This is a genomic window from Klebsiella sp. ZJOU C1 (genome assembly GCF_035620215.1).
Classification (GTDB): Bacteria; Pseudomonadota; Gammaproteobacteria; order Enterobacterales; family Enterobacteriaceae; genus Klebsiella; species Klebsiella variicola.
Map to the genome: position 1 here is coordinate 5224932 of NZ_CP141644.1, position 18214 is coordinate 5243145.

An 18214-nucleotide genomic window follows, 5' to 3' on the forward strand; every position below is an offset into this window, starting at 1 on the left:
CCGGGCGCCGCCGCATGATTACTTATCAAACAGATAATGGTTGACCAGGTTTTCCAGTTGTTCCTGCTGGCCGCTGCGATGCTGCGGCGCCAGCTGATGCTGAGTGGCATACTGGGCAATGTCGCTGAGGGTCATCTGCCCGTTAAGGATCTGCTGCCCCAGCTCACCGTTCCAGCCGGCGTAGCGTCTGGCCACGCGTTTATCCAGCTCACCGTCCTCAATCATCCGCGCCGCAACTTTCAGCGACAGCGCCATGGTATCCATCGCGCCAATATGACCATAGAACAGGTCGTATTTGTCGGTGCTCTGCCGGCGCACTTTCGCATCAAAGTTGAGGCCGCCGGTAGTGAAGCCGCCCGCTTTAAGAATTTCATACATCACCAGCGCATTCTCTTCGACGCTGTTCGGGAACTGGTCGGTATCCCAGCCCAGCTGCGGATCGCCGCGGTTGGCGTCGACGGAGCCGAACAGCCCCAGCGCGATGGCCGTCGCAATTTCATGATGGAACGAATGTCCGGCGAGCGTGGCATGGTTAGCTTCAATATTCAGTTTAATCTCTTTTTCCAGACCAAACTGTTTGAGGAAGCCGTAAACGGTAGAGGCATCATAGTCATACTGATGCTTGGTCGGTTCCTGCGGTTTGGGCTCAATCAGCAGCGTGCCTTTAAAGCCAATTTTATGCTTATGCTCCACCACCAGTTGCATGAAGCGGCCAATCTGTTCACGCTCCTGACGCAGGTCGGTATTCAGCAGGGTTTCATAGCCCTCGCGACCGCCCCACAGCACATAGTTTTCGCCTCCCAGCTGATGAGTGGCATTCATGGCGGTGACCACCTGGGTGGCCGCCCAGCTAAACACTTCCGGATCCGGGTTGGTGGCCGCGCCGGCGCCGTAGCGCGGGTTGGTAAAGCAGTTTGCGGTCCCCCACAGAAGCTTCACGCCGCTCTGCTGCTGTTTCTCTGCCAGCACCTCGACCATGCGGGCGAAGTTATTGCTGTACTCCTGCAGCGAGGCGCCTTCCGGCGAGACATCGACATCGTGGAAGCAGTAGTAAGGCACATTGAGTTTGTGGAAGAATTCAAACGCCACATCGGCTTTACGTTTGGCCATTTCCAGGGCGTCGCCAGGCTGCTGCCATGGACGGTCGAAGGAGCCCACGCCAAACATATCGGCGCCATTCCAGCAGAAGGTATGCCAGTAACAGGCCGCAAAACGCAGATGATCTTCCATCCGTTTGCCCAGCACCAGTTCATCCGGGTTGTAGTGACGGAAAGCCAGCGGGTTAGTGGATTTCGGGCCTTCGTAACGAACGCGATCGAGTTGATCGAAATAGGTCTGCATAGAGAACTCCATATTCAGAGATGCGGCGAATAACCAATCAGATACCCTAAATAATTCGAGTTGCAGGAAGGCGGCAAGAGCGTGAACCCTCAGGCGCTGGCGCCAGCAAAGGTCGGAGCAACGAATGTCACCAACCCACCTACAACTTGAAGTATGACGGGTTTAAGCCAATATAGAATTTCACTTTCCATCTCCTCAATTACGTTATTTCACACCGCCATTGAGAGAATCCACAAACGTGCGCCAGCTCGCAAAAAATAATATACTTCCGCCTTCTCCGTGCCTTGTCGGGCAAGTCCAGTGCAATAATAAGAGTGTGCATGAATAAAATACGATCGCCGTCATAATTTGCACATTAAACGAAATTTCATAACGGCAAAATAAGAACCGGTAATTGCCAGCCCTGCTTTCCGCGTTAAGAATCTGTAACGTATCCGCAACCTCATGTATCAAACATTATTTTCCGTTCGTCTTACCTACCCTTACAAAAAAGGTATCATTATTATGAAGATAAAGAACCTTTGCCTTACACTTTGCGCCAGCTCCCTCCTGCTCGCCAGCATGGCGGGGATGGCGAAAGAAGTGAAGATTGGCATGGCCATCGACGATCTGCGTCTGGAGCGCTGGCAGAAAGACCGTGATATTTTCGTCAATAAAGCGGAATCCTTAGGCGCCAAAGTTTTTGTCCAGTCCGCCAACGGCAATGAAGAAACGCAGATGTCGCAAATTGAAAATATGATCAACCGCGGCGTCGATGTGTTAGTCATTATTCCTTATAACGGTCAGGTACTCAGCAACGTGATTAAAGAAGCCAAGCAGGAAGGTATTAAAGTCCTGGCCTATGACCGTATGATTAATAATGCTGACATTGATTTTTATATTTCTTTCGACAATGAAAAAGTTGGTGAAATGCAGGCGCAAAGTCTGGTCGACAAAGTGCCGCAGGGTAATTATTTCCTGATGGGCGGCTCGCCGGTGGATAATAACGCCAAACTGTTCCGCGCCGGGCAGATGAAGGTCCTCAAACCGTATGTGGATGAAGGCAAAATTAAGATTGTCGGCGATCAGTGGGTTGACGGCTGGCTGCCGGAGAATGCACTGAAAATAATGGAAAACGCGCTGACGGCGAATAATAACAAGATCGATGCCGTGGTCGCCTCCAATGACGCCACCGCCGGCGGCGCCATCCAGGCCTTAACCGCCCAGGGGCTGGCCGGTAAAGTGGCGATCTCCGGTCAGGATGCTGACCTGGCGGGTGTGAAGCGCATTATTTCCGGTACTCAGACGATGACCGTCTATAAACCGATTACCACCCTGGCCACCAACGCCGCTGAAATCGCCGTTGAGCTGGGTAACGATAAGCAGCCGAAGGCCGATACCACGCTGAATAACGGCTTAAAAGATGTCCCTTCGCGCCTGTTAACGCCCATTGAGGTGAATAAAGAGAATATCGACGCCACGGTGATTAAAGACGGTTTCCATAAAAAGAGTGAATTGTAACGGCTGACGCCCCGCTGCGGGGCGTCATTTCCATCCCGCCGGATATCACTTTTGCGGAGTCTTTATGGCCTGGCTACTCGAAATGAAGAACATCACCAAAACCTTCGGCGCCGTTAAAGCCGTGGATAACGTCAGCCTGCGTCTTAACGCGGGTGAGGTGGTCTCGTTATGCGGTGAAAATGGGTCGGGGAAATCGACGCTGATGAAGGTGTTGTGCGGTATCTATCCGCACGGAAGCTATGAGGGCGAGATTATTTTTGCCGGCGAAACGCTGCAGGCAAACCATATTCGCGATACCGAACGCAAAGGCATCGCCATTATTCACCAGGAGCTGGCGCTGGTGAAACATCTCACCGTGCTGGAGAATATTTTCCTCGGCGCCGAGATCTCCCGCCACGGTCTGCTGGATTATGAAACCATGACGCTGCGCTGTCAGAAGCTGTTGGCGCAGGTCAATCTGCCCATTTCGCCCGACACCCGCGTCGGCGACCTCGGCCTTGGCCAGCAGCAGCTGGTGGAGATCGCCAAGGCGCTGAATAAACAGGTTCGTCTGCTGATCCTCGACGAACCGACCGCTTCCTTAACCGAACAAGAGACCGCGACGCTGCTGACGATCATTCGCGATCTGCAAAACCACGGTATCGCCTGCATTTATATTTCTCACAAGCTCAATGAGGTCAAAGCGATCTCCGACACGATCTGCGTGATCCGCGATGGCCAGCACATCGGCACCCGCGACGCCAGCGGCATGAGCGAAGACGATATCATCACCATGATGGTCGGCCGCGAGCTCACCGCGCTCTATCCCAGCGAGCCGCACGCCCACGGCGAGGAGATCCTGCGGGTCGAACATTTAACCGCCTGGCACCCGGTAAACCGCCATATTAAACGCGTCAATGACGTCTCGTTTTCCCTGCGTCGCGGGGAAATCCTCGGCATCGCCGGGTTGGTCGGCGCCGGACGTACCGAGGCGGTACAGTGCCTGTTCGGCGTCTGGCCGGGGCGCTGGCAAGGGGAGATCTTTATTGATGGCCAGCCGGTGAGCATTTCTAACTGCCAGCAGGCCATTGCCCACGGCATCGCCATGGTGCCGGAAGACCGCAAAAAAGACGGCATCGTGCCGGTGATGGCGGTGGGCAAAAACATTACCCTGGCGGCGCTCAACCAGTTCACCGGCGCGATGAGCAGCCTGGACGACGCCGCCGAGCAGCACTGCATTCAGCAGTCCATTCAGCGTTTGAAAATTAAAACCTCCTCGCCGGAACTGGCGATTGGCCGCCTGAGCGGCGGCAACCAGCAAAAGGCGATACTCGCGCGCTGTCTGCTGCTCAATCCGCGCATTCTGATCCTCGACGAACCCACCCGTGGCATCGATATCGGGGCAAAGTATGAAATTTATAAACTGATTAACCAGCTGGTGCAGCAGGGCATCGCGGTCATTGTCATTTCATCAGAACTGCCCGAGGTGCTCGGTCTCAGCGATCGGGTGCTGGTTATGCACGAAGGCAGACTAAAAGCCAATTTGGTTAATCAACATCTGACCCAGGAGCAGGTGATGGAAGCCGCGCTGAGGAGCGAACGCCATGTCGAAGAACACGTCGTCTGAAATCAAACTCACCCCAACCGCCCCCGCCGCCTTGCCGGCGCTGAAGGGGCTGAATCTCCAGGTCTTTGTGATGATCGCCGCCATCGTCGTCATTATGCTGTTTTTCACCTGGGTTACCGATGGCGCCTACCTGAGCGCACGCAATATCTCCAACCTGCTGCGCCAGACGGCCATCACCGGCATCCTCGCCGTTGGCATGGTGTTTGTGATTATTTCGGCAGAAATCGACCTGTCCGTCGGCTCGATGATGGGGCTGCTGGGCGGCGCCGCGGCAATCTTTGACGTCTGGCTCGGCTGGCCGCTGCCGCTCACCATCCTGGTGACCCTGGTGATGGGCCTGCTGCTCGGGGCGTGGAACGGATGGTGGGTGGCCTATCGCAAGGTTCCCTCGTTTATCGTCACCCTCGCCGGGATGCTGGCGTTTCGCGGCATTCTGATCGGCATCACCAACGGGACCACCGTCTCGCCCACCAGCCCGGCGATGGCGCAGATCGGCCAAAGCTATCTGCCAGACGGTATTGGGTTTGGCATCGGCGTTGTCGGCATGGCGGCGTTTATCGTCTGGCAGTGGCGCGGGCGGATGCGCCGTCAGGCGTTAGGTCTGGCGACCTCGTCCTCCACCGCCGCCGTTGGCCGTCAGGCCATTACCGCGGTGATTGTGCTGGGCGCAATCTGGCTGCTCAATGACTATCGTGGCGTGCCGACCCCGGTGCTGATCCTCGCTGCCCTGCTGCTGGCAGGCCTGTTTATGGCCACCCGCACCGCCTTTGGTCGTCGCATCTATGCCATCGGCGGCAACCTGGAGGCGGCCCGCCTCTCAGGGATCAACGTCGAGCGAACCAAGCTGGCGGTGTTTGCCATTAACGGCCTGATGGTCGCCATTGCCGGGCTGATCCTCAGCTCGCGCCTCGGCGCCGGGTCGCCCTCGGCGGGCAATATCGCCGAACTGGACGCCATCGCCGCCTGCGTCATCGGCGGCACCAGCCTGGCGGGCGGCATCGGCAGCGTCGCCGGAGCGGTAATGGGGGCGTTTATTATGTCAGCCCTGGATAACGGCATGAGCATGATGGACGTCGCCACCTTCTGGCAATATATCGTTAAAGGCGCCATTTTGCTGCTGGCGGTGTGGATGGACTCCGCCACCAAGCGGCGCGCGTGAGGAGAGACTCTCTGGAGAATGTCTGAATTCTTTGCGCTACCGCCAAACTTCGCCACAAGGCGCTTGAAATATCTCGGGCATTAGCCGGTAGTGTATACCCAACAGCATTCGGGTTGCAGACGGCGCCCCCGGGCTGCGTACCGGCGTACGTGGCCCGGGTGAGTGAGGAAGCCAGGCCATCGGCAACATCATGAATGAAGGGGTATGACCGGGGTTAGAGCAGGAACATTATCTATGTTTGAAAAGCGTCACCGTATTACGCTGTTATTCAATGCCAACAAAGCTTATGACCGCCAGGTGGTTGAGGGCGTCGGCGAGTATCTGCAAGCCTCCCAGCTGGAGTGGGATATCTTTATTGAAGAGGATTTTCGGGCACGAATCGAAAACATCAAAGAGTGGCTGGGCGATGGCGTTATCGCCGACTATGACGATCCCGAAATCGAAAAGCTGCTGGCCGATGTCCACGTGCCCATCGTCGGCGTCGGCGGATCTTATCATCAGCCAGAGCAGTACCCGCCGGTCCACTATATTGCCACGGACAACGCCGCGCTGGTGGAAAGCGCCTTTCTCCATTTGAAGGAAAAAGGGGTGCACCGCTTTGCGTTTTACGGACTCCCCACCTCCAGCGGTAAACGCTGGGCGGTAGAGCGCGAGTATGCCTTCTGCCAGCTGGTCGCGAAGGAGAAGTATCGCGGCGTGGTCTACCAGGGGTTGGAGACGGCGCCGGAAAACTGGCAGCACGCGCAAAACCGGCTCGCCGACTGGCTGCAAACCCTGCCGCCGCAAACCGGCATCATCGCCGTCACCGACGCCCGCGCCCGCCACGTCCTGCAGGCCTGCGAGCTGCTGCATATCCCGGTGCCAGAGAAACTGTGCGTTATTGGCATCGATAACGAGGAGCTGACCCGCTATCTCTCTCGCGTCGCCCTCTCCTCCGTCGCCCAGGGCACCCGCCAGATGGGTTATCAGGCGGCAAAATTACTCCACCGGCTGCTGAATAACGAGGTGCTCCCGCTGCAGCGCCAGCTGATCCCGCCGATGCGCGTCGTTGAGCGACGCTCCACCGACTACCGGTCATTGAACGATCCCTCCGTGATTCAGGCGATGCATTACATTCGCAACAACGCCTGCAAAGGCATCAAGGTGGAACAGGTGCTCGACGCCGTGGGCATCTCTCGCTCCAATCTGGAGAAACGCTTCAAAGAGGAAGTCGGGGAGACCATCCACACGGTGATCCACAGCGAGAAACTGGAAAAGGCGCGCAGCCTGCTGGTGTCCACCAGCCTGTCGATCAATGAGATATCACAGATGTGCGGCTACCCATCGCTGCAATATTTTTATTCGGTGTTTAAGAAGGAGTACGACGTGACGCCGAAGGAGTACCGTGACCGGCACAGCGAGGTGATGCTGTAGGGCAAAAAAATGCCCGGCGACAAGGCCGGGCATCCGGATTACAGATGGGCGGCGATGAGCCGCTGATTGTCCTGATACATCGCGAAGAGATAGTTGTTGTAGCTCGACCCTTTGGTCGAATAACCCTTCAGCTTATGAATCATGGTACTGGCCGTCACTTCCTGATCCGCCTTGCGCAGCTGCAGGCGCGATTTGCGGAATGAAGAATAAGCCGGGTGGGTGTTCAGGTTGGTGACATAAGCCTGCACCGACTGCTCCACTGATTCGAACTGCGAGTAGCCTTTCATCGCCCCGCGGCAGCGACCGGCGCCGCACTTCATGCCAAACAGGTTGTTGTTCTCACGCGCCAGCTTGGAGGTACCCCAGCCACTTTCCGCCGCCGCCATGGTTGCTACCATGCTGTTCGGAATAATGTCGACACGCTCAAGCAGCGCGTTCCAGGGCACATGACGCGTATTGCCTGACCACTTCACCTTATAACGGGCAGCGATATCTTTCAGGCGCGCCTTCTCAGTCGGCGACCAGCGAGCATCGTACTGCTTGGAAACAAGCCAGTTACGATCCGCAGTAATCGCCTGATTCTGCTTGGTAATATAAGGCATGACCGTCCGGAGAAACGCTTTTTTCCTTGGTGTTCCGGAAGGGTATTTTCGCAAGTCAGGAAGTGAACTGCTCTTTACACTATTGCGAGAATACTCTTGTTTACTGCTTACCTTAGTACTACTGATCTTCTTAACCGTTGGGGCTTTATGACTCTTTGTTGCTGTGTGCGTTGTTGCCAACACACTACCTGAAAATACACAGGTTAGTAACATAAGTATGGCGGCCCCATATCGTCGTATGGGATTCGATATCATCAGGTCTCCTGGTCGGATATATGCATTCCAACACCTTGTTTTTCACAAAAAAACGATAGCTGAATCGCTAATAGTATCAAAAATACGCAATGAGAGCATCAACAGAAATAGTCCAATTCCGAATTGGTGTCATCTGAAATCGGTTTCTGCGACGCATCGCCAGTGCGAAAATGCTAGCTTCGTCTCATTTTTAGCCTATTTTTTGAGCGGTGTCACTCACCCCTTTTCATCCTCCTGGTAAAACGCCCGCCAGGAGGAGTTCACCCGTGCGGCAACAAGGCACACTAGATAAAAACCGCTCACAGGATCCCGCAATGAAACTCGCTGCGCTTGCCACGTTATTCGTGCCTGGGATGGCCTTTGCCGCCTGGACTACTACCGACTTCCCTGCCTTTACCGAAGAAGGGACGGGCCGATTCATCAGCCAGAAAGTGGTTGAGAAGGGTACACGTCCTCTGCAGCTAAATTTTGACCAGCAGTGCTGGCAGCCTTCCGGCGGCATTAAGCTCAACCAGATGCTGTCCATGGAGCCCTGCCGTGGCACCCCGCCGCAATGGCGTATCTTCCGCCAGGGGTTGTATACCCTGGAGGTGGATACCCGCTCCGGCACACCGACAATGATGATTTCGCTGGAGGAAAAAGAGGCCAGCGCCGCAGCGCCGCAGATCCGCCAGTGTCCGAAGTGGGATGGAAAACCGCTGACCATCGACGTCAGCAAAACCTTCGCCGAGGGCAGCAAGGTCCGTGATTTCTACAGCGGCAATGTCGCGACCGTCAGCGGCGGCAAAATCACCCTGCAGCCCGCCTTCGGCAGCAATGGCCTGCTGCTGCTCGAGCGTGCCGAGACCGCCGCCCCGGCGCCGTTTGACTGGCACAACGCCACTGTCTACTTCGTCCTGACCGATCGCTTTGTAAATGGCAACCCGGCCAACGACAACAGCTATGGCCGTCATAAAGACGGCATGCAGGAGATCGGCACCTTCCACGGCGGTGACCTGCAGGGATTAACCAGCAAGCTGGATTATCTGCAGCAGATGGGGGTTAACGCCCTGTGGATCAGCTCCCCGCTCGAGCAGATCCACGGCTGGGTCGGCGGCGGCACGAAGGGCGATTTCCCGCACTACGCCTACCACGGCTATTACACCCAGGACTGGTCGAAACTGGACGCCAACATGGGGACCGAAGCGGATCTCCGCCGACTGGTGGATGAAGCGCATAAGCGCGGCATACGCATCCTGTTTGACGTGGTGATGAACCATACCGGTTACGCTACCCTGGCCGACATGCAGGAGTTCCAGTTCGGCGCCCTGTATCTGCAAGGCGATGAGCTGAAAAAAACCCTTGGCGAGCGCTGGACGGACTGGAAACCGGGCGCGGGCCAGACCTGGCATAGCTTTAACGACTACATCAACTTCAGCGACAAAGCCGGCTGGGAGAAATGGTGGGGCAAGAAGTGGATCCGCACCGATATCGGCGATTATGACAACCCAGGCTATGACGATCTCACCATGTCGCTGGCCTTCCTGCCGGACCTGAAAACCGAATCGAAGGAAGCCTCAGGCCTGCCGAACTTCTATAGCCATAAACCAGACACCGCAGCGAAAGCGATCCCGGGCTATACGCCGCGCGACTACCTGACCCACTGGCTGAGCCAGTGGGTACGCGACTACGGCATCGATGGCTTCCGCGTCGATACCGCTAAACACGTGGAGATGGACGCCTGGCAGCAGTTAAAAACCCAGGCCACCGCCGCGCTGGCGGAGTGGAAGAAAGCCAATCCGGATAAAGCGCTGGATGCGGCGCCGTTCTGGATGACCGGCGAAGCCTGGGGACATGGAGTGATGCAGAGCGATTATTATCGCCACGGTTTTGATGCGATGATCAATTTCGACTATCAGGATCAGGCGGCGAAAGCGGCGACCTGTATGGCTAATATTGACCTCACCTGGCAGCAAATGGCGGACAAGCTGCAGAGCTTTAACGTCCTGAGTTACCTCTCCTCGCACGATACGCGCCTGTTCCGCGAAGGCGGCACCACCGCGGCGGAGCTGTTGCTGCTGGCCCCTGGCGCCGTGCAGATTTTCTATGGTGACGAATCATCGCGCCCGTTCGGCCCCACCGGCTCGGACCCGCTGCAGGGCACCCGTTCGCAGATGAACTGGCAGGATGTTAACGGCAAGGCGGCCCGCAGCGTCACTCACTGGCAGAAGATCGGTCAGTTCCGCGCTCGCCATCCGGCAATCGGCATGGGCAAACAGACAACGCTGTCGATGCCGCGTGGTTACGGGTTCGTGCGTGAGAGCGGTGAAGACAAAGTGATGGTCATCTGGGCCGGACAACAGCAGTAATCCACAGGTGGCTCTCCGCCCTGGCGGGGAGCCATTCAGAACAAAACGCTAACAAAATAGCAATTTACAGGATAAAGATAAAAAGCCGTCTCCTCCCGCCGATTTGCACCACGCTAGCGCTGGCGTTATGGTTAGCCACTTTCCAGAACCACCGATAGACTATTCGCGATGACATTTTCCCTTTTCGGCGACAAATTCACCCGTCATTCAGGCATCACCCGCTTGATGGAAGACCTTAATGACGGTCTGCGCACGCCGGGCGCTATTATGCTGGGCGGCGGCAACCCCGCTCAGATCCCGGAAATGAATGACTACTTCCAGCAGCTGCTGTCCGACATGCTGGATAATGGCAAAGCCCTTGATGCGCTTTGTAATTATGATGGTCCGCAGGGCAAAAGCGAGCTGCTGAGCCTGCTGGCGAACATGCTGCGCGACGAGCTGGGCTGGGAGATCGAACCACAGAATATTGCGCTAACAAACGGCAGTCAGAGCGCATTTTTCTACTTATTTAATCTGTTTGCAGGCCGTCGGGCAGATGGCACCACGCGTAAGGTACTGTTCCCACTGACGCCGGAATATATTGGTTACGCCGATGCCGGTCTGGAAGAGGATCTGTTCGTTGCCACCCGGCCGAACATCGAACTGCTGCCGGAAGGCCAGTTCAAATACCACGTTGATTTTGAACATCTGCAGGTGACGGAAGAGACCGGGATGATCTGCGTCTCGCGCCCCACCAACCCGACCGGCAACGTCATCACTGATGAAGAGCTGATCAAACTGGATGCGCTGGCGAATCAGCACGGGGTCCCGCTGGTGATTGATAATGCCTACGGCGTGCCGTTCCCGGGCATTATCTTTAGCGACGCCCGACCGCTGTGGAATCCAAACATCGTGCTGTGTATGAGCCTGTCCAAACTGGGCCTGCCGGGCAGCCGCTGCGGGATTATCATCGCCAACGAGAAAATCATCACCGCCATCAGCAACATGAACGGCATTATCAGCCTCGCCCCTGGCGGCATCGGGCCGGCAATGATGTGCGAAATGATTAAACGACAGGATCTGCTGCGCCTGTCAGAGACGGTGATCAAGCCCTTCTATTACCAGCGGGTGCAGGAAACCATCGCCATTATTCGCCGTTATTTACCGGAGGAGCGCTGCCTGATCCACAAACCGGAGGGGGCCATTTTCCTCTGGCTGTGGTTTAAGGACCTGCCGGTCTCCACCGAGCTGCTGTATCAGCGGCTGAAAAAGCGCGGCGTGCTGATGGTTCCAGGGGATTACTTCTTCCCGGGTCTGGATAAGCCGTGGCCGCACACCCACCAGTGCATGCGCATGAACTATGTGCCAGACCCGCAAAAAATTGAGGCCGGGGTGAAAATTCTCGCCGAAGAGATTGAATTCGCCTGGCGCGAACAGGAAGCATAGCCTCTGACGCCACGGGCGGTTAACGCCCGTTAGCGCCCCCACTCACGCCAGCGCCAGCGCCAGCCGCTGGCGTTTTTGCGCGCATAGCGCTTCCAGCTCCGCGGGAACCATCACCCGCAGCGCCTGCGTCGGGCAGGCGGCCACGCAGGCTGGTCCTTCAGCGCGGTGATGGCATAGATCGCATTTCAGCGCCTGCGCCTGCTCGTTCACTACCGTAACGGTCATCGCGCCGTACGGGCAGGCCACCATGCAACTTTTGCAGCCGATGCAGCGCCGCTGGTCGACCCACCAGACGTCATTGTCGCGCTGAATCGCCCCTTGCGGGCAAACGCTGGCGCAGGGCGCATCCTCGCATTGCCGGCACGCCGTCGCCGTCGATATGTCACCGCTTTTCACCACCCGGATACGCGGCGCGAAATGGTTCGTCGACAGGGCGGCGACATCCTGCGCCTGCTGGTGCGCCACCGCACAAGCCACTTCACAGGTACGACAGCCAATACACCGCTGGGCATTGGCAATAAGAAACTGGTTCATCCTCTGCTCCCTGGGGATAAAACCGCAGGGTGCCAGAATAGTCCCTGCCCGCGCTTTGATCCTGAATGGAATCAGCGCTGTTTTTTGTCAGATGGCCTGCAGGATGTGGTCATTTGCCTGACGCTTCACGCACCGTGAAACCCAGTTCACGCGAAATTGCTTCGGCGGTCTCACGCAGCGGTTTTAACAAGTTCTTTTCGCCAGCTCCCCTGCACGAAGTCCGCCGGGGAGCTGGCGTGAATGATTACAGAAACAACGCCTTATCGCGCAGGATATGATCGTTACCGCGACGGCGGGTGAAGCCAATCCGATCGAAATACTCCAGGATCTGAATCGCCAGCTTACGCCCGACGTTTAAGGTGTCGCGGAAATCCGCGGCGCAGGTTGATCCGCGCAGCTGATCCAGCTCGCGCACCCGTTGGGCGAACTGCACAATGCGATCGTTGCGGTAGTAACGATCCTTGACGATCGCAGTAATCATCCCCTGCTGCGCCGCCTGGCGCAGCACCGCGCGCATCAGGGACTCTTCAACATGGACTTCGCGCGCGAGATCGCGCACCCACCACGGATCGTCGCCGAAAAGAGCCTCCACCTTCTGCCAGACCGCCTGCTGCTCGTCGGTAAACCCGGCTTTATGCTCCGGCAAATGCAGCCAGCCGTGATGGCTGTGGACTAAGCCACTCTCACGCATCTGCTCAATCAGCAGCAGCACCAGCGCTTCATCTTCCATCGGCAGCGCGATGCGGCGCAGGCGCTCCCGGCCAGGGCCCGGCTCGTCGCGATGCTGCTCATGGTAGCGCGCCAGGGCATCCAGCAATTTTCGCTGCCAGCGGGCGGCAAGCGGGGCACTGAGCAGGCGCTGTCCGGCCTGCAGATAGTCTGGTCGCTGGATCAGGGCGGCCATTCCGGCTTCGCTGAGCTGCCGTGCCCAGGCGAAGCGCTCAAGCCGGACGGCATCCCGCTGCAGATGCAGCTCAAGCGCCTGCGCATCGTCAGCGCCAACTGCCGCCAGGGCGTGCAGCCACTGCAGATATTCCGGTTTACGTTTGCCGCGGCGCGGGGGATCCAGCGTCACCACCCGTGCGCCGGCCAGCGTCATACGCGCAGAGATATCGCGGAGCACCAGCCGGTCGTTATCCGCCAGCCACAGCGGGGTATCCAGCACCAGCTCCGCCAGGTTGTCCTCGAGGAGCGACACCCGGCCGGTAATGTGGCTGGCAGCATGGTGAATATGCAGCGGTTGCCACTGGCTGAGCGGCGTATGGCACTGCAGCTCGACAATCACCCGTTCCGCAGGCTCCGGCGGCGGTGAGGACAACAGCCAGTCGCCGCGGTGCACTGCCTCTTTCTGTGCATCGCCGACAATATTCAGCGCGATGCGCTGCCCGGCGTGCGCCTGCTCAACCGCTTGATTCTGGGCATGCAGGCCGCGGACGCGCATCGGCGTGTTGACGCCGGTGAGCCACAGAGTATCCCCGACCCGTACTTCGCCGGAGAGCGCCGTCCCGGTGACCACCAGCCCCGCGCCTTTGACGGTAAAAGCACGGTCCAGCGCCAGGCGAAACCGCTGCTGCTGCGGGTGGGGGCGCTCCGCAAGCTGCAGCAGATGGCTGCGCAGTTCGGCAATACCGATGTTTTCCGCCGCCGCGGTGGGAAAGAAAGCGACGGCGTCAAAGCCCAGCTCGCGCAGAGTCTGCTCGACCTCCGCCCGGACCTCCTCCACCCTGGCGGCCGCCACGCGGTCCGTTTTGGTGAGCGCCACGGTCAGCGTCGGCTTTCCGGTCAACTGCAGGATCGCCAGGTGTTCGCGGGTTTGCGCCATCACCCCGTCATCGCAGGCCACCACCAGCAGCGCATGGTCAATACCGCCCACCCCCGCCAGCATGTTGGACAAAAACTTTTCGTGCCCGGGAACGTCAATAAATCCCAGCACCCGCCCGTCCGGCTGCGGCCAGTAGGCATAGCCGAGATCGATCGTCATTCCCCGCGCTTTCTCTTCCGGCAGACGATCGGCATTTACGCCGGTTATCGCCTGCAGCAGCGTCGTTTTGCCGTGGTCAACATGTCCAGCGGTGGCAATAATCATCGTAACAACATCTCCATAAACCGGGTTTCATCTTCCAGACAGCGCAGGTCCAGCCAGAGCCGACCATCATCAATGCGGCCAATCACCGGACACGGCAGCGCGCGCCAGCGGGCAGCCAGCGCCTCCAGCCGGCTGCCGCGGCCGTCATGCGGGGTAAAGGTCAACGCCGCGCTGGGCAGGCGGTCAACGGGTAACGAACCGCTGCCAATCTGCGACTGGCAGGCTGCCACGCTGACGGCAAAGTCAGCATAGTGTGCCGCCAGGTCAGGCAGCAGGCGTTCAGCCAGCCGGCGGATCTCTTCCGCCGGACGGGTGAGCAAGCGCAGCGTCGGTAATCTCTCCGTTAGCACCTCCGGGTGCTGATAGAGGCGCAGCGTGGCTTCCAGCGCCGCGAGGGTCATTTTATCCGCGCGCAGGGCCCGCTTCAGCGGATGGCTTTGCAGCCGGGCAATCAGCGCGCGTTCGCCGACGATAATTCCGGCCTGCGGGCCGCCGAGCAGCTTGTCGCCAGAGAAACTGACCAGGCTCACCCCGGCGGAGATCATCTCCTGCGGCATCGGCTCCTTCGGCAGGCCATACTGGCTGAGATCCACCAGCGACCCGCTGCCCAGGTCGGCCACCACCGGGACGTCCAGTTCGCGGCCAATGGCCGCCAGCTCCGCTTCGTCGACGGCTTTGGTAAAGCCTTCAATGCTGTAGTTGCTGGTGTGAACCTTCATCAGCAGCGCGGTATTGTCATTCACTGCCTGGCGATAGTCTTTGGCATGGGTGCGGTTGGTGGTACCCACTTCGTGCAGCTGACAACCCGCCTGACGCATCACATCAGGAATGCGAAATGCGCCGCCGATCTCCACCAGTTCGCCGCGGGAAACCACCACTTCGCGGCCGCTGGCGGTGGCCGCCAGCATCAGCAGAACGGCCGCCGCGTTGTTGTTCACGATACAGGCATCTTCCGCGCCGGTGATCTGGCACAGCAGATCGGCAATGGCGCGATCGCGATGGCCGCGCCCGGCGTCGTCGAGATCATATTCGAGCGTCACCGGCGCGCGCATCGCGCTGGCAACCGCCTCCACGGCCGACTCCGCCTGGATGGCGCGCCCCAGATTGGTATGCAATACCGTACCGGTGAGATTAAACACCGGACGCAGGGCGCTCCGCTGGCCGGCGGTGAGCCGCTGCTCACAGGCGTGCAGCCAGTCATGGCTCCAGTCAGGGAGCGTCTGCCGTTGGCTAATCTGTTCCCGCGCCTCATCCAGCATCTGGCGCAGCTGCGCCACCACCTGCGAATGGCCGTGCTGCGCCAGCAGGGGAGAAAAAGCGGGGTCGCGTAGTAAGCGGTCAATGGCCGGAAGCCGGGTATAAAGCGCACGAATATCGGTAGTCATGAATGGGCCTGGCGGTAAGTTATTTTCCCCCCTCCCGACGGGAGAGGGAGTCAACAATCAGTGGCGATTGTAACGCCTCCTTGCGCAAACTGTTACCTGCCTGGGTCAAGTCCGCGGCGGTTCGGTACGCGCAAAGCTGGCGCGCTGGAACAACGCATCCACCAGCTTCACCAGTTGCGGCCGGGTGGCGCACCAGCCGGGCGCGACCCGGCGAAAGTTCAGATAAGCAATGGCGCAGGCCGTTGAAATGGTCGCCAAATTAACCTCGTCGCCGCGCAGCGTTCCGTCTGCCGCGCAGGCTTCCAGCCGGTCGAGGCCGCGAGCCACTTTCTCCCGCTGGCGGAGCAGCTCTTGCTCTGACTGTTGCGCGCCCGGGCGAGCCTTTTCACGCACCAGCGCCTGGGCGGCCTCCATCACCCCATCCGCAAGCGCCTCTAGCTGACGCATCCTGAGAGCGGCTCTGGGGTCGGCGGGGATCATCGGCGGCGCCACGCCCAGCAGCTCCAGATACTGGGCGATGACCGGGGAGTCAAACCAGCACTCACCGTCGTCCGTCACCAGCGCCGGTACCTTGCCCAGCGGGTTATAGCGCGCCACACCGTTGCTTTCGCTGTAGGGGGATTCGTTGACAAACTCAAAAGGGATGCGCTTTTCCAGCAGGATCACGGAGATTTTGCGCACAAAGGGACTGGTGTAGCTGCCGATCAGTTTCATAGCCTGCTCCTTATCGCCAACAAATTATCGCCAACAAAGATATGAGTATGGCTCAGGGCGGGGCAAAAGGCAGGTGAGCGTCCCGCTCAACCTGCCGCCGATCGCATTAATGATCGAGATAGAGGTAGTGCATCCAGCTGGTCATCCGCAGCAACACTTTACGCATCACTGAGACGTGGGTGAAATGGTCGGAGTAGACTGCCACCTGCGCGTAGATACCATCAGGCAGCACATCAATTTCGGCATTGGGGTCGAGCTCAATGGTCGCCAGCACGCCATCACTGCCCGGCGTCACGGTCAGCGACTGTAACGCCCCTTGCGCCTGATAACTTCCTCCCGGCACCACCGGTAAAATACTCACCAGTTTGCCGTGGAACACCTGCCCGGGCAGGGCGTTAAACACCGCTTCCGCGTCGTCGCCTTTCTCCAGCCTTAACAGGGAATTTTGCCGAAACTGGGCGACGATCAGCCGTTTTTGCTCGGGGATAAACACCATCACCGGACGCAGCGGCAGCGAGGCGGCATAGGTCCCCGGACGGATCAGCACCTGGGTGATATACCCATCGCTTGGCGCCCGCACGGTGGTCTGATCGAGATTATATTTCGCCTCCGCCAGCTGGGCGCGCAGGCTGGCCACTTGCGACTGCTCGCCGTTGATCATGCTGTCCAGCTGGCTCTGGATCTGCGCCTGCTCCGCCACCGACGCCTTGACCAGCGCGTCCTGGGCAAGGTAATTCTGCCTGGCGTTATCGATGTCGCTTTCCGAGAACGGGTTCACCCGCGCCTGGCTCCCTTTCAGGTAGCGCTGATAGTCCTTGTATAAGCGATCGCGTTCCGCCGACACGCGGGTGGTGTTGGCCTGGGCTTCAGAGAGCTGCGCCTTGAGGGTGTTAATACTGTGCAGCGCCGTCACCAGGTCGGCCTGCAGACGGTCGACCCGCGCCTGATAGCGTGCCGGGTCAATGGTAAAAAGCACCTCACCCTTTTTGACGCGCTGATTCGCTTTGTCGGTGACGCTGTTAACCACTCCGGTAACCTGCGGCGTAATAGGAATAGATATCACCGCCTTTTGCGCCAGAAAGGTGTAAGGGTGGTTATAGTTCATTAATAAAATAAGCGCGCTAACAATAAATACGCCCCCCAGCGCCGCGGTAGGTACCGTCCATTTATTTACCGGTATTTTGAAGATTTTAAATATCGACCACGCGATGGCCACGTAGGTCAAAATTATCAACAGATCCATAGATTATTTCTCCGCCGCAGAGGTGGACTGCGGCCGCTGGATGGCCGCCACCTGGTGTTCAAGGTCGCTCAGTCGTTGGCGAAGCTGTTGTATATCGGTCTCTTTTTCAGGTTCATCAGGGGCCGTATTCGCCTTATGCTGCATGCCCCAGCCGCGCTCAGGCTGGTACAACGTGGCCCAAATCCATAAAAACGGCCAGATGACGTGGAGAGTAAAAAGACTGACCCATCCGGCGACATGAATAGCATCGGAATGAGGGTGGTTGCGTTTTTTGGCGATCAAATAAGGAATATCGTGAATAATGATAATCCCATAAAAAATGACCAGAAAAACGAAGATCAGAACGCCCAGCGCAAAATAATTGAGAAACATAATTCCCTCGGCTTTACGCTAATAATTTATATGAATTTTATTCACGACCCACTGACATTCGGGCCGCTATTTTGAGCATAATTCACGCCTTTCATTTTTGCCATCCGGCGTAAAAAAGTTATTCGGCAGTTAAGGTTGCTTAGTTACAGAGCCATCTCGCCCTGGCCGCAAAACCGGGCCGAGATCACAGCGGCAAAAATCCACCGTGAAATTCTTTGTGATCAAAATCAC

14 protein-coding genes and 1 pseudogene are annotated in these 18214 nt (G+C 58.1%); 6 read left to right on the top strand and 9 right to left on the bottom strand.

The genetic code is table 11. From position 1 onward, the window contains the following. Positions 1 to 18: 18 nt before the first annotated feature. Positions 19 to 1341 (bottom strand): xylose isomerase, encoded by a 1323-nt coding sequence (xylA, locus tag SPE70_RS25085; protein WP_008806876.1) that lies wholly within the window; start codon positions 1339 to 1341, stop codon positions 19 to 21. A gap of 504 nt (positions 1342 to 1845) precedes the next feature. Between xylA and xylF the strand changes: the two genes are divergently transcribed. The 4 genes from xylF (at position 1846) to xylR (ending at position 7019) form a co-directional block, all read left to right on the top strand. Then, positions 1846 to 2841, top strand: coding sequence for a D-xylose ABC transporter substrate-binding protein (gene xylF, locus SPE70_RS25090; RefSeq protein WP_004210164.1), 996 nt, complete (start codon positions 1846 to 1848; stop codon positions 2839 to 2841). 64 nt (positions 2842 to 2905) lie between these two features. Further along, entirely contained in the window at positions 2906 to 4447 is a 1542-nt protein-coding gene (locus SPE70_RS25095) for a xylose ABC transporter ATP-binding protein (protein WP_012540329.1), read from the top strand. Next, positions 4425 to 5606 (top strand): xylose ABC transporter permease XylH, encoded by a 1182-nt coding sequence (gene xylH, locus SPE70_RS25100; RefSeq protein ID WP_008806873.1) that lies wholly within the window; start codon positions 4425 to 4427, stop codon positions 5604 to 5606. Before SPE70_RS25095 ends, xylH begins: the two co-directional genes overlap by 23 nt. A 234-nt stretch (positions 5607 to 5840) precedes the next feature. Continuing rightward, positions 5841 to 7019, top strand: a complete 1179-nt coding sequence (gene xylR / locus SPE70_RS25105; protein ID WP_008806872.1) for a D-xylose utilization transcriptional activator XylR — start codon at positions 5841 to 5843, stop codon at positions 7017 to 7019. 38 nt (positions 7020 to 7057) lie between these two features. Here the strand turns inward: xylR and SPE70_RS25110 are convergent, their stop codons facing one another. Then, positions 7058 to 7876, bottom strand: a complete 819-nt coding sequence (locus tag SPE70_RS25110) for a protein bax (protein ID WP_008806871.1) — start codon at positions 7874 to 7876, stop codon at positions 7058 to 7060. Between the two features lie 314 nt (positions 7877 to 8190). On the opposite strand from SPE70_RS25110, the gene SPE70_RS25115 reads away from it, so the two are divergent. Both SPE70_RS25115 and avtA read left to right on the top strand, forming a co-directional pair. Beyond that, positions 8191 to 10224, top strand: a complete 2034-nt coding sequence (locus tag SPE70_RS25115; RefSeq protein ID WP_008806870.1) for an alpha-amylase — start codon at positions 8191 to 8193, stop codon at positions 10222 to 10224. A gap of 168 nt (positions 10225 to 10392) precedes the next feature. Next, positions 10393 to 11649 (top strand): valine--pyruvate transaminase, encoded by a 1257-nt coding sequence (avtA, locus tag SPE70_RS25120; protein WP_008806869.1) that lies wholly within the window; start codon positions 10393 to 10395, stop codon positions 11647 to 11649. A gap of 42 nt (positions 11650 to 11691) precedes the next feature. Here the strand turns inward: avtA and SPE70_RS25125 are convergent, their stop codons facing one another. The 7 genes and pseudogenes from SPE70_RS25125 to SPE70_RS25155 form a co-directional block, all read right to left on the bottom strand. Continuing rightward, a complete protein-coding gene (locus SPE70_RS25125) occupies positions 11692 to 12183 on the bottom strand; it encodes a 4Fe-4S dicluster domain-containing protein (protein ID WP_022064885.1) in 492 nt (163 codons plus the stop codon). Positions 12184 to 12292: 109 nt separating this feature from the next. Continuing rightward, positions 12293 to 12385 (bottom strand): annotated as a pseudogene (locus SPE70_RS25130) (IclR family transcriptional regulator); the annotation flags it as partial. A gap of 42 nt (positions 12386 to 12427) precedes the next feature. After that, positions 12428 to 14269, bottom strand: a complete 1842-nt coding sequence (gene selB / locus SPE70_RS25135; protein WP_063105959.1) for a selenocysteine-specific translation elongation factor — start codon at positions 14267 to 14269, stop codon at positions 12428 to 12430. Beyond that, positions 14266 to 15654: an L-seryl-tRNA(Sec) selenium transferase gene (gene selA, locus SPE70_RS25140; RefSeq protein ID WP_038421896.1), complete on the bottom strand. Its 1389-nt coding sequence runs from the start codon at positions 15652 to 15654 to the stop codon at positions 14266 to 14268. Before selA ends, selB begins: the two co-directional genes overlap by 4 nt. Before the next feature lie 105 nt (positions 15655 to 15759). Beyond that, a complete protein-coding gene (locus SPE70_RS25145; RefSeq protein WP_004145238.1) occupies positions 15760 to 16368 on the bottom strand; it encodes a glutathione S-transferase in 609 nt (202 codons plus the stop codon). Positions 16369 to 16474: 106 nt separating this feature from the next. Then, on the bottom strand, positions 16475 to 17611 hold the full coding sequence (locus SPE70_RS25150) for an HlyD family secretion protein (protein WP_063105958.1): 1137 nt from the start codon (positions 17609 to 17611) through the stop codon (positions 16475 to 16477). Positions 17612 to 17614: 3 nt separating this feature from the next. Next, positions 17615 to 17983 (bottom strand): DUF3302 domain-containing protein, encoded by a 369-nt coding sequence (locus tag SPE70_RS25155; RefSeq protein ID WP_004152044.1) that lies wholly within the window; start codon positions 17981 to 17983, stop codon positions 17615 to 17617. Between the last annotated feature and the right edge of the window lie 231 nt (positions 17984 to 18214).

Excerpts from the sequence above, each read along its gene's own strand:
- selA (WP_038421896.1), bottom strand. The coding sequence starts at position 15,654 with ATGACTACCGATATTCGTGCGCTTTATACCCGGCTTCCGGCCATTGAC.
- SPE70_RS25150 (WP_063105958.1), bottom strand. The coding sequence starts at position 17,611 with ATGGATCTGTTGATAATTTTGACCTACGTGGCCATCGCGTGGTCGATA.
- xylA (WP_008806876.1), bottom strand. The coding sequence starts at position 1,341 with ATGCAGACCTATTTCGATCAACTCGATCGCGTTCGTTACGAAGGCCCG.
- selB (WP_063105959.1), bottom strand. The coding sequence starts at position 14,269 with ATGATTATTGCCACCGCTGGACATGTTGACCACGGCAAAACGACGCTG.
- xylR (WP_008806872.1), top strand. The coding sequence starts at position 5,841 with ATGTTTGAAAAGCGTCACCGTATTACGCTGTTATTCAATGCCAACAAA.
- xylH (WP_008806873.1), top strand. The coding sequence starts at position 4,425 with ATGTCGAAGAACACGTCGTCTGAAATCAAACTCACCCCAACCGCCCCC.
- SPE70_RS25110 (WP_008806871.1), bottom strand. The coding sequence starts at position 7,876 with ATGATATCGAATCCCATACGACGATATGGGGCCGCCATACTTATGTTA.
- SPE70_RS25145 (WP_004145238.1), bottom strand. The coding sequence starts at position 16,368 with ATGAAACTGATCGGCAGCTACACCAGTCCCTTTGTGCGCAAAATCTCC.
- SPE70_RS25095 (WP_012540329.1), top strand. The coding sequence starts at position 2,906 with ATGGCCTGGCTACTCGAAATGAAGAACATCACCAAAACCTTCGGCGCC.
- xylF (WP_004210164.1), top strand. The coding sequence starts at position 1,846 with ATGAAGATAAAGAACCTTTGCCTTACACTTTGCGCCAGCTCCCTCCTG.
- SPE70_RS25125 (WP_022064885.1), bottom strand. The coding sequence starts at position 12,183 with ATGAACCAGTTTCTTATTGCCAATGCCCAGCGGTGTATTGGCTGTCGT.
- SPE70_RS25155 (WP_004152044.1), bottom strand. The coding sequence starts at position 17,983 with ATGTTTCTCAATTATTTTGCGCTGGGCGTTCTGATCTTCGTTTTTCTG.
- avtA (WP_008806869.1), top strand. The coding sequence starts at position 10,393 with ATGACATTTTCCCTTTTCGGCGACAAATTCACCCGTCATTCAGGCATC.
- SPE70_RS25115 (WP_008806870.1), top strand. The coding sequence starts at position 8,191 with ATGAAACTCGCTGCGCTTGCCACGTTATTCGTGCCTGGGATGGCCTTT.